Source organism: Flavobacterium beibuense F44-8, assembly GCF_000769915.1.
In the GTDB taxonomy this organism is placed as follows: domain Bacteria; phylum Bacteroidota; class Bacteroidia; order Flavobacteriales; family Flavobacteriaceae; genus Flavobacterium; species Flavobacterium beibuense.
In genome coordinates, this window is the sequence record NZ_JRLV01000037.1 from 1 (window position 1) to 17,406 (window position 17,406).

Consider the following 17,406-nt stretch of genomic DNA (forward strand, 5'->3'; position numbering starts at 1 on the left):
TTGATAAGAGCAACATCACCAAAGAGGCTGCCTTTGAGCTTGACAAGTTAGTGGAGGCTATGAACAATGATAAGAATATGGTAATCATGGTTAAGGCACACACGGATAACCGTGGTAGTGCACAGTACAACATGAACCTATCCAACAAAAGGGCTAAGGCTACAGTTCAGTATGTTATTTCAAAAGGTATTGCTAAAGAGCGTATCTCCGGACAGGGATATGGTGAGAGCGAACCTAAAGTTGACTGTAAAGACAAATGTACAGAGGAAGAGCATGCTAAGAACAGACGCTCGGAGTTTATTATCGTGAAGAAATAGTAATTCTTACAAATGTAAGATTTGTAGTTTTTCTTTTTAGTTTTTCTATTTTCGTTAAGCCCCGCAGTTGCCCAACTGCGGGGCTTTTTTTTATTGTGTATTTGCCTAAAAAGTGTGGAATGAAAATTAAAAGTGTAGAATTTTTCTACACAATAAATGAGGTATTTATGTGTAAAGTATTGTTTTTCAGTCTTTTTTATTGGTGGCATGTGGTTTGGCTATAGTTAATTGCCGATTACCCAACAGGTGGAAGCATTACTCAATTAAATTAAACCCTAAATGCCAAAAGATGAAAAGTGAAACTATTACCTCAAAAGCATTATATGCCCCAACAAATAATGTAAATTCATTTGTACAACAAAGGCAGGATATACCTAAAGTAAAAGTAGCTTCTGTCAAAGAGAATAAAGAAGAAAAAGAAAAATCTGAAAAGAAATCACTGGAACGTATAGTGTTGGCCGGTACATTTTTATTAATGATTACTGCCGCTTTTTTAGTTTATTACTTCCAGCCTGATTTCGATTTACTTAATTTAAACCGCATGAGCTCTGTAGGTGGTATGGTTTTAATCGGTATAACTACAGCTTTATTGGTTTATAAGGCATTGTTCTTTTTGTACAGTGTGTATCTGTATATTCGATACAGATCGATTAAATCAGTATCAGATGAAGAACTTCCTACAGCAACAGTTATCGTACCGGCTTATAATGAAGGACGACTGGTTTATGATACCCTGTTAAGTATAGCAGGGAGTGATTATCCGCATGAAAAACTTCAGCTATTAGCCATAGACGACGGTAGTAAAGATGATACGTGGTTTTGGATGCAAAGGGCTAAAGATAAACTAGGGGACAGAGTTACTATTTTACAACAGCCTGAAAATAAAGGTAAACGCCATGCACTTTACAGAGGTTTTAAAATGGGAACAGGAGAGATTTTTGTAACGATAGACAGTGACTCTATTGTGAAAGCCGACACCCTTAGAAATATGGTAAGTCCGTTTGTGGTGAACGAAGAATGTGGTGCTGTTGCGGGTAACGTTAGAGTACTGAATAACAAAGAAGGTATGATTCCTAAAATGCTTAACGTAAGTTTTGTGTTGAGTTTTGAATTTATACGTTCGGCAGAAAGTATGTTAGGTTCTGTATTGTGTACGCCGGGTGCTTTATCAGCTTACAGAAGTACGGCCGTGTTTGGTTGTCTTGAAGAATGGATTAACCAAACCTTTATGGGACAACCTTCGGATATTGGTGAAGACAGAGCCATGACAAATATGATTATGAAACAGGGGTATCATATTAAATTTCAAAGGAATGCCTATGTATTGACAAACGTACCTGAAAAATATAAAGGACTTTATAAAATGTTTATCAGATGGGGTAGGAGTAACGTTCGTGAAAATATAATGATGTCAAAATTCGTATTCAAAAATTTCAGGGAAGGTTCAAAAGCCGGAACAAGAATATTGTTTTTTAATCAGTGGTTAAAAATTGTAATGGCATACCCGGTAATACTTATGATGGTTGTATTTATTGCTACACACCCGTTACTGTTTTTAAGTTCTACTTTTTTAAGTATCCTTATTTACTCCAGTTTCCCTGTATTGTTTTATGCAAAGAGATATAATGTAGCCGAATCATTTTGGGCTTACTCATACAGTATTTTATACACTTTTGGTTTGTTTTGGATAACCCCTTATGCTATTGCAACTGCGAGCAGAAGAGGTTGGTTAACCAGAGGGTAATCTGGTGGGACAGATTATCCTGCAATGTTCGACCTGCTTAAATTTTAAGCAGGTTTTTTTATATGTAAACTATTGGACAGAATGGTATTTGTTTAATATTCCCTATTTTTAATGCCTATTAACATACTGCCCTATATGTACAGATATAATGACTCTAAAAGTGGTGCCGACTTCAGGTTGATTTCAGATGAAGCCGAATTTGACCGTCAGTTTTACGGAAAAGACAGGAAAGATAAACTCCTAACTATTGCATGGAACAGGGGACAGGACCAAAAGGTGGTAATAGACGGTATTGAGTATGTATTTCCGTCTAATGCTATGTTATGCCTTATGGTAAACGAGAGCTTTTATTTTTCGCAGCCTCAGGATATACTGGCATGGCAGTTTAACAGGGAGTTTTATTGTATAGTAGATCATGATAAGGAAGTAAGTTGTGTGGGCTTCCTGTTTTACGGTTCGTCTGAAAGGATGTTCATAGCACTTAATGGTGATGACCAGCGGAAGATTGACCTATTACTACAGGTGTTTTATGATGAGTTCACTACTACCGATGTGGTTCAGGGAGAAATGCTGATGGTATTACTTAAAAGGCTTATTATAATAGTAACACGCCTTGCTAAACAACAGTATATAAGCAAAGACGATTTACCTGATGATAAGCTGGATGTGATAAGGAAATTCAATTTATTGGTGGAAAGTCATTACCGAACGCAGCATCAGGTAAAGTATTATGCCGATCAGTTATTTAAGTCGCCAAAAACCATATCTAATTTATTTGCTCTCTATAACCATAAATCACCGTTAACTGTTATTCAGGAAAGGATTATAATCGAGGCCAAGAGACTGTTAACGTATACAGATAAATCGGCAAAGGAAATAGCCGGAGAACTTGGTTTTGAAGATGCGGCACACTTTAGCCGTTTCTTTAAAAAGCATACAACACTATCTCCAATAGCGTTTAGGGAAACTTCGTTTATAGGGAAATAAACACATATTTAAGTATCAGTTTTAATTACGGGAAATAAGTACCAGCATTCGGGAAATATGTCCCTTTTAAGGCAGTTGGGATTGAAGGAACTTTGTACCATCAAGAAACAACAAGTCTAATTATTAAAATTGAAAAAATGAAAAACTTTATAGTTCCAACAAAAGAGCAGGTTTCTGCAAACAATCAGGAAATTTTTACTAACCTTGAAAAAATGGTAGGTTTTGTACCTAACCTATATGCTTCATTCGCCTATTCTGAAAACGCATTGGGCAATTACCTTACTTTCCAAAACGGAAAATCATCTTTAAAAGCTAAGGAGAAAGAAGTAGTTAACTTAGTTGTGAGTCAGGTAAACCAATGTATATACTGTTTAAGTGCCCATACAGCCATCGCAAAAATGAATGGTTTTACAGATGAGCAAATAATTGCCATAAGAAAAGCAGAGGTAGATTTTGACAGTAAACTTTCGGCTTTGGCAGTACTGGTAAAAAGCATTGCCGAAAATAAAGGACGTGCTGATGAGAATGCCTTAAATAACTTTTTTGAAGCAGGTTATGATAAAGGAAATCTTATAGATGTATTACTTGTAGTAGGTGATAAAACCATAACAAACTACCTGCATGCCCTTACAGATATTCCTGTAGACTGGCCTGCTGTACCTGCAATATAATTTATTATAAGTATATATAAATCAAAGCCCTGTGATACTACCACAGGGCTTTTTGCTTTGTTTGGTACATAACAAATTGTTTTTGTAATGTTTTTTTTGTGTGATTGCTATGGGGGGAGGTATGCAATTTTATTATTTATATTGCACCCCAAAATAATCTGCAAAAAGAGATGGTAGGTAAACAGGCTGGGGTGTTGTTGATTTTATTATTATTTCCCTTTCTTCTTTTTTCACAAAATGTAAGGCACCTTTCGGTAGATGAAGGCTTGCCTCAGTCGTTTGTGTCAGGAATTATTGAAGATAACGATGGCTTTATATGGGTAGCAACCCGTAACGGACTTGCCCGTTATGACGGACACCGTTTTAAAATTTTTCAAAGCAGCTTTAACGGTAAAGGTACATCTTTAGCTTCAAATGTTATTAGCCATATAAGAAAGGAGAATGATAACTCGATGTGGATTATGTATGAGGGAGGAGAAATCGACAGGTTTGATTTTGCTCTGGAAAAACCTACTCATGTTATTACTTCAAAATTTACCGAACAGCACAACCTGATAATAAACCGAAGGGTTTGGATGGTAACATCAAATAATACTTTATGGTTTAAGGCTAACTCAGGTATACTGCTTAGCACCAACTTAAATAATACAAGTGTAGTTACAGATTACTCATCTGTTTTCGGAGAGAGTAATACAGTATATAATCTGCTTGAAGATGAAAATAAAAACCTGTGGGTTTTGAGTCAGCAGTCATTAAACGTCTTTAATCCTAAAACAAAAAGGTTTACTTCTATCCCTATTCCTTACACTATGTTTGAAGGGATGGAACTAAAAAAGATGAGGGAGAATTTTGCTGCTTTTTGTGAAAGAAGTAATGGCGAACTGATGTGGGCAGATAAGAAATACCTTTATTTCTTTAATACTGGGAAAAAAGCATTCAGAAGGATTAAGCTAATTGCCGAAACTAATTATGGTCCCAAGTGGATAGATGTAGGAGATGATGGTATTGATTATTTTATATCAGACAGAACAGTTTACAGTTATTCAGATGCGTTGGGTGTAATACCACAGGCAGCAGTTGAGCTGAGAGGCAACAGGCAGGCACAGGCTTTTCTTGCCGATCAGTCGGGATTGTTTTGGGTTGGCGGTGATGCCGAAGGTATATATACTATAGATACCCGCCTTAATTTTAAAAGTTTTGATTACGAAAATGATTTTGTAATAGACCTACTTAAAGATGTTTATGGGATTAATGTTATTGATTTTTTTAACTGGAAATCTAATTTCGTTGGGGTCTTACAGCCATCTTATTCATTACGTTCTTTATGGGACAGAGATAAGCATTGGTTAGCCCTTAACCGTACAGTAGGCTATTTTGATACAACACTAAATACGACTGTTAAACTGCCTGAACTGCCATCGCCGGAAAAACCCTGGTTTAGGCCTATAACAGGTATATCGGTTATTAAAAACGGAAATCCGGTAGTGGTAGATAAGTATAACTCAATATATGTGTTTAACAGTAAGGAAAACAAATGGGAATTTATTCTGTCGTTAGATACTTTAAAAACTACATTTCCTAAAAAACTACAAACCAATAACCTTTATGCCGACAGGGATACTAACATGCTCTGGATAACTACTGAGGCTCATGGTTTATTAAAAGTAAGCCTTACTGATAAGTCTATAAAACAGATACAGAGCAGCGAAAACGGATTGCCTACCAATAATCTGATAGATGTACTTCCTGATTTTGATGATAAAAAGTTTTTATGGTTAGGAAGTTCATCTGGTTTAATTAAGTTTCATAAAACTACGGGGCAGTGTGAAGCTTTTGCTGTAAAGGAAGGTCTGCCTGATAATATGATTTACTCCATGCAGGCCGATGCATTGGGTAATTTATGGTTGGGTACAAACAAAGGACTGGTGTGTTTTAATACCAATGATTATAAAACACGGGTTTTTACACGTAATCACGGACTCAATAATATAGAATTTAACAGGCATCATGAACTCATGCTTAAAAATGGAGAAATGGCTTTTGGCGGGGTTAAAAGTGGGGTAATATTTAATCCGGAATCCATAAAGACTGATACCTTTTCGCCCAATGTGACTTTTACGGGGATTAAACTGAATAATGAAAACATTTACATCCTTAAACCTAATATTGGTGTGGTAAAGGGATTACAAAATATTGAGCTTCCTTACAATGAGAACACCATAGCCTTTGCCTATACAGCATTGCAGTTTAATCAGCCACAGGATATAAAGTACCGTTATCGGCTTTTAGGGTATGATGATGCTTGGGTTACGGTAGGTAATAAAAGGGAAGCTGTTTATACTAAGTTGCCTCCGGGTAAGTATACTTTTGAAGTTAATGCTTCAAACACTACAGGTACCTGGAGTAATCATATAAAATCGATAGAAATAAAAATTACCCCGCCCTGGTGGAAAACATGGTGGGCAATGCTGCTGTACCTTCTTATAGGTATTTGTGCCTTGGTTTGGTTCTTTAATTTTAAGGTTAGGCAACAAATGGTTAAAAACGAAATCAGGTTAAAATCTAGAGAAGCAAAAGAACTGCGAAGGCTTGATAAGGTTAAAACCCGTTTCTTCTCTAACATAGCTCACGAGTTTAGAACACCACTTTCACTTATACTTGGACCTGCCGAGCAGCTTACTGATAGAATTACTGCCGAAGATAGCAAGTTGCTGGAAATCATTAAAAAGAATACAGGTAGCCTTATCCAGCTTACAGATCAGTTACTGGACATCGCCAAACTGGAGGCAGGAGTTTTAAAACCGCAAACGGTTTGGGGCGATATAGTCCCTGCTATTGTGAATATTACAGGTGTTTTTGCTGAGGAAGCCGCAGTTAAAAAGGTAACCATAAAACTTGAAGCACCAGAGTCGGCCGAGTTTTTATTTTCAATTAATACGCTCGATAGGATATTGTATAATCTGTTATCAAATGCCCTAAAGTTCACTCAGGAAGGCGATACTATTACGGTAACAGTAATAAAAGAGGAAACCGGATTAATACTTAAAGTTAAAGATACAGGCAGGGGTATACCGGAAGAGGAGCAGTCCAGTATTTTTAACAGGTATTATAAAGCCGGTAATCAGGAAGCCTCTCAGGGAACTGGTATAGGGCTTTCGTTAGTAGGAGAACTGGTAGAGCTGCATAAAGGAACCATAAAGCTGGAAAGTAGTACTAAGGTGCCAACAGGTACTACCTTTACTATACATCTTCCGTTTGCTGTACAGGAAACAGTAAAGGTAGAAACTGTTTCTCAAACAGAAAGTACAGAAGATAAACCAACGGTTCTTGTTGTGGAGGATCATGATGAACTGGTTAAATTCATATCAGAGAGTCTTCAGGATAAATACAATGTTTTGATAGCCCGTAATGGTAAGGAGGGCTTAAGTACAGCACTGGAGTCGGCACCTGATTTGATTGTGAGTGATGTCTCTATGGAACAAATGAATGGCTTTGAGTTTTGTAAAGCTGTGAGGGAAGATATTAACATCAGTCATATTCCGGTTATCCTGCTAACGGCAAAAGCCGACATGGACAGCAGACTGGAAGGACTTTCATTTGGGGCAAACGATTACGTAACCAAGCCATTCAGCATATCAGAACTAAAGCTGAGAATTAAAAATCTGTTAGAATTTCAGCGTAAGCAAAGAGACCGTTTTCATGATAAGTTCTCAAACATTATCCCATCGGAAGAAGAGGAGACCGATGTACTTCAAAACGAGTTCCTGGATAAGATTCATATTATTATAGAGGACAATCTGGATAATAAAAATTTTAGTGTTGATGAACTCGCAACATCACTGTTTATGAGTAGGGCAAACCTGCACCGTAAACTAAAGATGATGTTCAATTTGCCGGCGAGTGAAATCATTAAAGTTTACCGACTTAAAAAAGCAGCACAGCTGTTAAAACAAAACTACAATGCAACCGAGGTTGCCTATATGACGGGGTTTAATACACCATCGTATTTTTCTAAATGTTTTAAGGATTATTATAAGATTACACCAGCTAAATATGCTGAAAAATAGCATTTTGAGACAAAATTGTAATAATTTGAGACGAGATTGACAAAGCGAAATAATGAGTTATAAGACTTTTGGGACAAACCAAAAATCTACTTATTATGAATAGAAAAATACTTAATGCAGCCCGTTTACTAAAGGGTTCATTATTCACTTTCTTACTCATGTCATCCTTCTCTGTCGAGGCGCAAAATAATGCACTTTATTTTGACGGTGTAAACGATTACATCCAAACAGATTATGCAGGGATTTCAGGCAACGGAGCAAGAACTGTTGAAGCCTGGATTAAAACAGATAAAAACTCACTACCTGCAAATCAGGGTGGGCAGGGACAAAGTGTTATTGTAGACTGGGGTTCACTGGGAACAGGGACAAGGTTTACCTTTAATATCCTTTTTAATAATGCCATTAGGCTGGAAGCGCAGGGTAACGGAATAAGCGGTACTATTCCCGTTAACGACAACCTGTGGCACCATGTGGCTGTAGTGTATGATCCAACGGCTACAAATAAGGTAAAACTTTATGTAGACGGTGTACTGGATGTAGAGGGTAACCTTACCGTTTCGGTATTTACAGGTTCAGCTACTGATGTTAGGATAGGCGGAAGAATTGATAGCACTAACTATTATGAAGGAGCTATAGATGAAGTACGTATTTGGAATGTGGCACGCACACAAACAGAAATTCAGGCAAATATGGATGCTGCTTTTTGTGGTCCGCAGGATAACCTTCAGGCTTATTTTCAGTTTAACGAAGGTACAGCAGGAGCAGATAACACTGGTGTAACAACAGTTTACGACAGTACTGATAACGAATATGAAGGAACCTTTAACGGCTTAGCCCTTACCGGTACAACTTCAAACTTTGTGGCAGGTGATACTGAACTTGCAATGGTTGTTATTGATAACACGGTAACACTGGAAAGTGGTGTGCTAACAGCTACCGAGGTTAGTGAAGGTGTAACTTACCAATGGATAGACTGTGATAATGAAGATACTCCTGTTGAAGGTGCAACAACACAGGCTTTCACACCGACATTAAGTGGTAACTATGCAGTAATTATTACAAATGATGGCTGTAGTGTACAGTCAGATTGTGTTGAAGTGGTTTGTACAGCTCCGTCGGCTATTGAGGTGACAGATGTTACTACATCTACAGCAACAGTATCGTGGACAGAGAACGGAGATGCAACCCAATGGGAAGTACTATATGGTCCGGCAGGCTTTGATCCAGAAACTGAAGGAGAAACCGTAACTGTAGAAGATACTACTGAACTTACACTTAATGGATTGACTATAGAAACAGGGTATGATGTTTATGTACGTGCCGTTTGTGATGTTGATTTTACCAGTAACTGGGAAGGTCCGTTTTCATTTAGTACTACCGATGCCACAACACCAATAGCACTTAGGTTTGATGGTGTTAATGATTACGTATTAACAGATTACACAAGTATAACAGGGACGGGTGCCCGTACTGTAGAGGCTTGGATAAAAACGCCTTATACTTCAACCCAGCAAATAATTGTTGAATGGGGTGGTGGATCTGGCAGTGGAAGCAGATTTACTTTTAAAACACAAAATGGTCATTTACGCCTTGAAACAGGTGGTGCCGGTAATTATATAGAAGGTAGTACAAGTGTTACAAATAACTTATGGCATCATGTTGCAGTAACTTATGATCCTGAACAAACACAGGAATATAAACTGTATATAGATGGTGAACTGGAAACATCAGGAAACTTCCCTGATGGCGGTACAAATACATCTGCGGCAAGTCCGGTTCAAATAGGAGCCAGAACGGCAAATATACCGGCAACTGTTTTTGAAGGTTCTATGGATGATATCCGTATTTGGGATATTGCCCGTACACAGGAAGAGATTCAGGCTGCTATGAACTCACAACTTTGTGGCGCTCAGGATAACCTTGTTGCTTACTTTAAGTTTAACGAAGGTATAGCCAGTGCCGATAATACAGCCATTACTACAGTTTCAGACAGTTCGGGTAACGGGTATACAGGAACACTAAACAGCTTCCTGCTTACAGGTACACTATCAAACTTTGTAGAAGGTGCAGCAGGTATTGTTGCAGTAGAGCTTGATAACAGTGTAACACTGGAAGGTTCTGTACTAACAGCTACCGAAGTTACCGAAGGTGTAACTTACCAATGGATAGATTGTAATAACGAAGATACTCCTGTTGAAGGGGCTACAATGCAAAGTTTTACGCCAATAGCCGATGGTAATTATGCTGTAATTATAACGAATGGTGGTTGTAATGTACAGTCAGACTGTATGGAGGTTACAGCAGGAGCAGAGGTTTGTGCTACACCATCTGCTATTGAAATTTCAGAAATCACAGCGTCAACCGCTATGGTATCATGGACAGAAAACGGAGAGGCTACCCAGTGGGAAGTACTTTACGGTCCTGCCGGATTTAATATTGAGACAGAAGGTATATCGGTTACAGTAAATGATGTTGCCGAGTTAACACTTGACGAACTTGATGCCAATACTGAATATCATGTTTATGTTCGTGCCGTTTGTGGTGAGGATTTTACCAGTGAGTGGGAAGGTCAGCAGGCATTCGTAACCCTTGAAGAGGCAGTTTGTGCTACACCATCTGCTATTGAAATTTCAGAAATCACAGTGTCAACCGCTATGGTATCATGGACAGAAAACGGAGAGGCTACCCAGTGGGAAGTACTTTATGGTCCAGCCGGATTCAATATTGAGACAGAAGGTACATCAGTTGCTGTAAACGATGTTGCCGAGGTAACATTAGAAGAACTTGATGCCAATACCGAATACCATGTTTATGTTCGTGCCGTTTGTGGTGAGGACTTTACCAGTGAGTGGGAAGGTCAGCAGGCATTCGTAACCCTTGAAGAGGCAGTTTGTGCTACACCATCTGCTATTGAAATTTCAGAAATCACAGTGTCAACCGCTATGGTATCATGGACAGAAAACGGAGAGGCTACCCAGTGGGAAGTACTTTACGGTCCTGCCGGATTCAATATTGAGACAGAAGGTATATCGGTTACAGTAAATGATGTTGCCGAGTTAACACTTGACGAACTTGATGCCAATACTGAATATCATGTTTATGTTCGTGCCGTTTGTGGTGAGGATTTTACCAGTGAGTGGGAAGGTCAGCAGGCATTCGTAACCCTTGAAGAGGCAGTTTGTGCTACACCATCTGCTATTGAAATTTCAGAAATCACAGTGTCAACCGCTATGGTATCATGGACAGAAAACGGAGAGGCTACCCAGTGGGAAGTACTTTATGGTCCAGCCGGATTCAATATTGAGACAGAAGGTACATCAGTTGCTGTAAACGATGTTGCCGAGGTAACATTAGAAGAACTTGATGCCAATACCGAATACCATGTTTATGTTCGTGCCGTTTGTGGTGAGGACTTTACCAGTGAGTGGGAAGGTCAGCAGGCATTTGTAACGCTTGAAGATACAATGGAATGTGAAGACCCTTCATCGGTATCGGTTACTGATATTACTTCATCTACCGCTATGGTATCATGGACAGAAAACGGAACAGCTACACAATGGGAAGTATTGTATGGTGAACAGGGCTTCAACCCTGAAACAGAAGGTATGTCGGTTACAGTAAATGACGTTGCCGAAGTAATGCTGGAAGAACTTACAGGTAATACAACTTATGATGTTTATGTTCGTGCCGTTTGTGACGAAGAAATGACAAGTAGCTGGGAAGGCCCTGAAGTGTTCACAACACAACTGCTTGGACTTAACGACAATGTAATAAAAGGCTTTGTATTGTATCCTAACCCAACGACAGGTATCGTTAGGATCAGTGCTCAGGATATAATAGAAAATGTTGTGGTTTACAACCTTGCAGGACAAAGGTTAACAGAGGTAAAAGTAAACGCGGCAGCTTCACAAATAAACTTATCACAACTTCCTGTTGGTGTATATGTAATGCAGGTTACGGCATTAGGCAAAACAGGAACTTATAAAATAGCAATAAAGTAGTTTTTTCCAATCTAAACTATTGAAAACCCTGCCCCGAATATACTTTGGGGTAGGCTTTCATTGTACTTACTCTACTATTTATGAAAAAAAATATATTCAATGTCTTTAAGGCCAATATTGGTTCTTATACTAAAAATACGATTAAAACATCATGTTTTGTTTTCTCATTAATGTTGGCAAATCAGTCCACTGCTCAGGAAACAACAATTACGGTTTTTGACGATGTTATTTTTTACGGTGGTTATACCGCCACACTAAGCGAAGAGGCTTTATATGAACCTATGCCGGCAGAGGTATTAAGGCATTCCAATTCGCGCTATGCAAGAAAACTGACTGATACCGAGCTGGATGCTATGGGCAATACACTGGATATCGACTTACAGATAGGTGCTGCCTGCGATAATTATGACAGACTTTGCCATGTGTTTTTGGCTTTTACGCCAAAAGAGACAACCTCTTACGTGTCTGAAGAAGTACCAAGGGTAGAAATAGCCAGGTTGGTAACTCCTTTTATGAACAAAAACTATTCGCCAACAACATTATCTTATGAGTATACGGCAAATAATGTTAGCGAAATAGTAACCAATACGTCCATACGTAACACCTATGACATTTGGGTAGAGCTACAGCTATTTGGTACAACTGGAGCAGGGCAGGAACAGGTAGCAGGCTGTTCTGGGCACCTTGATACTTTTAGGGCAACCCTGAATTTTACATCAAATACAAATGATCAGATTACTTATACAGATGATTTGGTATTTATGCCATTGGTAGCCAATAGTAGGCTTAACAATTATAATGCTACTGATGTTACAGGCGAAACAACCAAGATAATCGACTTTACTCTTACCGAAGAGACAGATAACTTAAAACTAATCCTGATTACCTCAAACCACGGGGCAAATTCGGGAGGAGAAGAATACGTTCGCCGCAGGCACTATGTTTATTTAGATGAAACGCTTATTTATGAGTATATCCCGGGGGGGAAATCATGTGAGCCGTATCGACAGTATAATACACAGGGCAACGGTATTTATGGGGCATCACAACTACCGTTAAGAGGCTGGATATACTGGAACAACTGGTGCCCGGGCGATCGAATTCCTACTTATGAAATTGATTTGGGTACCTTGCCGGCCGGGGAGCACTCGGTTACTATCGATGTGCCGGAAGCTGAGTTTGTAGATTCTCAGGGATACATCCCGGTATCGGCATACCTTATTAACAGGGAAAGCGGTGCTACTCCTATATGTAGCCAGCCAACAAACGTTACTGCAGAGGCAATTTCAGACCATGAAATTTTTGTGAACTGGGACGAAATAGGTAATGCCGATGAATGGGAAGTGCTGTACGGAAAAATATACAATTCGGCAGGGCAGGTAACCTATACTGTTTTAGCTGAAGAGGATTATTTACAGGTAACCGATGGCGAAAGTGAAGGTACAGCTACCGAGAATGTAGCACCAAGTACCGTTTATCAGGTTTTTGTACGCTCTAAATGCGATAATGAAGAAAACAGCCGTTGGTCTCAGGCTTTATATGTACAAACACAGCAACTTTCTGTTGAAGAAAACATACTGGATACTTTTAAATACTACCCAAATCCGGTTAGTGATAATTTAATGCTTCAGTCCGATAGCGAGGCAATAGGTGGTATAGCCATTTATGATATGCAGGGCAGGCAGGTATTACAGGAAAATATTGGCAGTACTCAGGCAGTGGTTAATATGGTAAACTTCCCTACAGGGATTTACTTTTTAAAGGTAAATATAGGAGGGAAGACACAAACCTATAAAGTTGAAAAGCAATAACACTAATCAGCTTACAAATGAAAAATAATCTGGTGCTATTCAATAAACAGGCATTGCTGCTTTTTGCAGCGTGCCTGTTGCTTTCAGCAAAAAGTTTTGCGCAGCTAACACCATCGTTCCTAAACAGCGCAGCTGAAACGGGAGATGGGTGTTATACGATCACTAATAATGTCCAAACCAATTCGGGGGCGGCATGGTATGATAATCCTATAGACCTTACAAACGATTTTGATATTGTTTTTAATGCCTATTTCGGATCTAATTATTTTGGGGCAGACGGTATGGCCTTTATTCTTAAAACCACACCCGATGCACTTATAGGAAATTTAGGAGGCGGATTGGGTTACAGGAATTTTCCAGAGGAGAATACGCTTGCTGTTGAGTTTGATACCTACAGTAATTCGGGATCTACTATAGCCGATCCTTCTTATAATCACGTAGCACTACAAACCAATGGTAATGTAAGTCATGTTTCGCCCGATAATTTGGTGGCTCCTGTTCAGGCATCACCTACATCTGCAAATATTAAAGATAATACAGAGCATGAGGTAAAAATAAAATGGAGAGCAGAAGCACAAACTCTTACGGTTGTTTTTGACTGTTCTGAACGATTTACATATACTGCCGATTTGGTTAATACCATTTTTGGCGGGAACACAACTGTATACTTCGGTTTTACAGGATCGACAGGACAGCAGTCAAACCATCAGTATATCTGTTTTCAGTACCTGTCATTTCTTGATACTCAAATTCAGGATCAGGTAGCCTGTGCAGGCGAACCTGTAAATACTATAGATGCTACTTATGTAGGAGCTGTGAGTTACCAGTGGTCTCCTGTAGACGGGGTAAGTGATCCTACCATTCCTAATCCGGTATTTACGGTTTCTGAAACTACTACCTATACGCTTTTAATTACAGACAACTGTGGTGAAACTATGGAGGAGGATTATACCATTACGGTAGTTAATCCAACAGCCGAAGTAAATACAGTACAGTCTTCAATATGTAATGGAGAAATGGCAGAGTTTGTAATTACAGGTACACCGAATACAGAGGTAGCCTATACCATAAACAACGGGGCAGAGCAAACCGTTATATTGGATGCTTCAGGTGAAGCCACAGTAAGCACTCAGGCAAATGATAATCAAACCATAAATCTTGTGAGTGTAACCTTAACGGAAGCTCCGTTTTGTGAAGTAGACTTAACAGGAACAGCTACAGTAGAAATAATTACCGAAGATGCTTCCTTTTACATGACAGCCGGTTGTGAAGGTGCTACGGCAACAGTTACAGGAGTTATGGGTGGTATGTTTGCCTTTGATCCTGCTCCCGAAGATGCAGCTATAATTGACGCTTCAACAGGAGAGATTACCAATGCTTTGGCAGGGGCATCATATACTGTGGAATATACTACGCCAAACTGTCTTAATACTACTGTAAGTCAGGTTACTGTTTACCCAGAGGTAACTTATAGCATGGCATCAAACCTTCAGCTTTGCGATACTAATGGAGACGGAATTGCGAGTTTCGATTTGACACAGATAGAAGATGAGGTGCTTACTAACAACGCTGATATGGTAAGTTATGCTTACGACAATAATGGAAATATGGTAAGTATTGCAAGTCCGTCTGCATTTGAAAATACGCAACCGGGAGGACAAACCATCTGGCTAACTATAGAAAACCAAAACGGATGTACTGCAACTACAAGTTTTGACCTAATTGTAGACCAGTGTTTTATACAAAAGGGAATATCGCCAAACGGAGATGGTAAAAACGACTTTTTCGACCTTTCGGGCTTTGGTGTTAAGGAGCTTACTGTTTTTAACCGCTATGGTGAAAAGGTGTATTCCTATTCCAATTATACTACTCAATGGGAGGGACAGTCAGATAATGGTAATGAACTGCCTACCGGTACTTATTACTATGCTATCAGTTTCTCTGATTCAAATCCTACCTATGGTACAAACCATACAGGCTGGGTTTATATAAACAGGCAGGAAAACTAAAGCCTGAGCTGTAATTATTATTGGCTAATTGCAGTATAAAATTGTTATTTAAAAGATAAAGAGCATGAAATCACTACCACACTTTATACAGAGTTGCTTATCCCGAATTTTTTTATTCGGGATTTGCTTCTTTTTATCGTCTCAGGTTTTTGCACAGCTCACCCCGTCCTTTGTAAACAATGCAGCCGAAATGGCAAACGGTTGTTACAGGATAACCAATAATGCACAGTCCAATTCGGGAGCGGTTTGGTACAATAACCCTATCGATCTTACTTCCGATTTTGATATTGTGTTCAATGCCTATTTTGGAGCAAACAGCTTTGGGGCCGACGGAATTGCTTTTGTGATGAAAACAAATTCCACACCGCTTATAGGTAACATTGGGGGAGGGTTAGGCTACAGGAATTTTCCTGAGAGTAATACACTGGCTGTAGAGTTTGATACTTACAGCAATTCGGGCACTATGATAGGTGACCCATCATTTGACCATGTAGCATTACAAACCAATGGTAATGTAAACCATAGTTCGGTAGATAATCTTGTTGCACCGGTACAGGCATCGCCGGTATCTACTAATATTAAAGATAATACAGAGCACGAAATAAAAATCAAATGGCGTGCAGCTACACAAACCTTTTCGGTTGTTTTTGACTGTTCTGAACGATTTACATATACTGCCGATTTGGTTGATGATATATTTAACGGTACTTCATCTGTATACTTTGGTTTTACAGGTTCTACAGGACAGCAGTCTAACCTTCAGTATATCTGTTTTCAGTACCTTTCATTTTTGGGTTCCAGTCTTGAAGGAGGTACTATTTGCGCAGGAGAATCAATAGATACTATAGACGGTACTTACGACGGAGCTATTAGTTACCAATGGTCACCTGTAACAGGTGTTAGTAACCCGTCAATACCTAATCCTGTATTTTCTCCAACACAAACCGCTTCTTACACGCTTACCATAACAGATAACTGTGGAGATACTTTAGTGCAGTATGTAACGATTGAAGTGCCTCAGCCGTTAGAAGTTGTACAGGCAATAGAGTCACCTATATGTAGCAGTACAGGAGAAGCTCAGTTTCTTATTTCGGGAGAACCCAATACCGATGTAACCTATACTATTAATAATGGTATTGAGGAAACTGTTATAATTAACGATTCGGGTACTGCAACAGTTTTGGTAACCGACATGACGGAAGATGTAACCATTAATTTGGTTAGCATTACAATGCTGAGCTCGCCTTTTTGTACTTCAACTTTAGCCGAAAGTGCCACAGTGGAAGTAGTGTTAGATGATGCTTCTTTCTATTTAACACCGGGGTGTGATGGCGCTACAGCAATAGTTACAGGAGTTACGGGAGGTATTTTTGATTTTAGTGAACCACCAACTGATGATGCAGTTATTGACTCTACAACCGGAGAGATTACAGGGGGTACTCCTACAGCTACTTATTTTGTAGCCTATACTACAAATGGTTTTTGTTCTAATACCAATATAGAGCAGGTTACTTTATACCCCCTTCCAACCATCCTTGCTCCAATCACGAACTACGTTCAGTGTGACCAGACGGACCCTGATGCCAACGACGGTATCGAGGAGTTTGATTTGACCACAAAAGACACAGAAATCACCGGCGGTAATGTTGATTACGCGGTGAGTTACTATATGAGTTTTGCCGATGCTGACAGCGCTGTAAACGTTATTGCTAACCCGGCGACGTATCAGAATACGAATCCGTTTACCGAGACTATCTTTGTACGATTAGAGAACACGGTAACGGGTTGTTACAGCGTTT

At 39.2% G+C, this 17,406-nt stretch carries 9 protein-coding genes; all 9 read left to right on the forward strand.

All coding sequences use genetic code 11. The features are described from left to right. On the forward strand, window positions 1–317 hold a 317-nt coding region (locus tag Q763_RS16955), incomplete at its 5' end, for an OmpA family protein (protein WP_035136253.1). Window positions 318–606: 289 nt separating this feature from the next. Beyond that, on the forward strand, window positions 607–2,061 hold the full coding sequence (locus Q763_RS16960) for a glycosyltransferase (RefSeq protein WP_084596102.1): 1,455 nt from the start codon (window positions 607–609) through the stop codon (window positions 2,059–2,061). A 135-nt stretch (window positions 2,062–2,196) separates the two neighbouring features. After that, entirely contained in the window at window positions 2,197–3,048 is an 852-nt protein-coding gene (locus Q763_RS16965; RefSeq protein WP_035136258.1) for an AraC family transcriptional regulator, read from the forward strand. 137 nt (window positions 3,049–3,185) lie between these two features. Further along, a complete protein-coding gene (locus Q763_RS16970) occupies window positions 3,186–3,719 on the forward strand; it encodes a carboxymuconolactone decarboxylase family protein (protein ID WP_035136259.1) in 534 nt (177 codons plus the stop codon). A 170-nt stretch (window positions 3,720–3,889) separates the two neighbouring features. Beyond that, on the forward strand, window positions 3,890–7,786 hold the full coding sequence (locus Q763_RS16975) for a hybrid sensor histidine kinase/response regulator transcription factor (RefSeq protein ID WP_157499518.1): 3,897 nt from the start codon (window positions 3,890–3,892) through the stop codon (window positions 7,784–7,786). Window positions 7,787–7,881: 95 nt separating this feature from the next. Next, a complete protein-coding gene (locus Q763_RS16980) occupies window positions 7,882–11,787 on the forward strand; it encodes a fibronectin type III domain-containing protein (protein WP_035136255.1) in 3,906 nt (1,301 codons plus the stop codon). An 80-nt stretch (window positions 11,788–11,867) separates the two neighbouring features. Beyond that, window positions 11,868–13,598 carry a peptide-N-glycosidase F-related protein gene (locus Q763_RS17640; protein ID WP_052123498.1) on the forward strand — a complete coding sequence of 577 codons (1,731 nt, stop codon included), beginning with the start codon at window positions 11,868–11,870 and terminating at the stop codon, window positions 13,596–13,598. A gap of 17 nt (window positions 13,599–13,615) precedes the next feature. Next, window positions 13,616–15,607 carry a lectin-like domain-containing protein gene (locus Q763_RS16990; protein WP_035136256.1) on the forward strand — a complete coding sequence of 664 codons (1,992 nt, stop codon included), beginning with the start codon at window positions 13,616–13,618 and terminating at the stop codon, window positions 15,605–15,607. Between the two features lie 64 nt (window positions 15,608–15,671). Beyond that, window positions 15,672–17,406: L-type lectin-domain containing protein (locus Q763_RS17645; RefSeq protein ID WP_262493981.1), on the forward strand; the 1,735-nt coding region annotated here is incomplete at its 3' end.

Excerpts from the sequence above, each read along its gene's own strand:
- Q763_RS16990 (WP_035136256.1), top strand. The coding sequence starts at position 13,616 with ATGAAAAATAATCTGGTGCTATTCAATAAACAGGCATTGCTGCTTTTT.
- Q763_RS16975 (WP_157499518.1), top strand. The coding sequence starts at position 3,890 with ATGGTAGGTAAACAGGCTGGGGTGTTGTTGATTTTATTATTATTTCCC.
- Q763_RS16960 (WP_084596102.1), top strand. The coding sequence starts at position 607 with ATGAAAAGTGAAACTATTACCTCAAAAGCATTATATGCCCCAACAAAT.
- Q763_RS16970 (WP_035136259.1), top strand. The coding sequence starts at position 3,186 with ATGAAAAACTTTATAGTTCCAACAAAAGAGCAGGTTTCTGCAAACAAT.
- Q763_RS16980 (WP_035136255.1), top strand. The coding sequence starts at position 7,882 with ATGAATAGAAAAATACTTAATGCAGCCCGTTTACTAAAGGGTTCATTA.
- Q763_RS16965 (WP_035136258.1), top strand. The coding sequence starts at position 2,197 with ATGTACAGATATAATGACTCTAAAAGTGGTGCCGACTTCAGGTTGATT.
- Q763_RS17640 (WP_052123498.1), top strand. The coding sequence starts at position 11,868 with ATGAAAAAAAATATATTCAATGTCTTTAAGGCCAATATTGGTTCTTAT.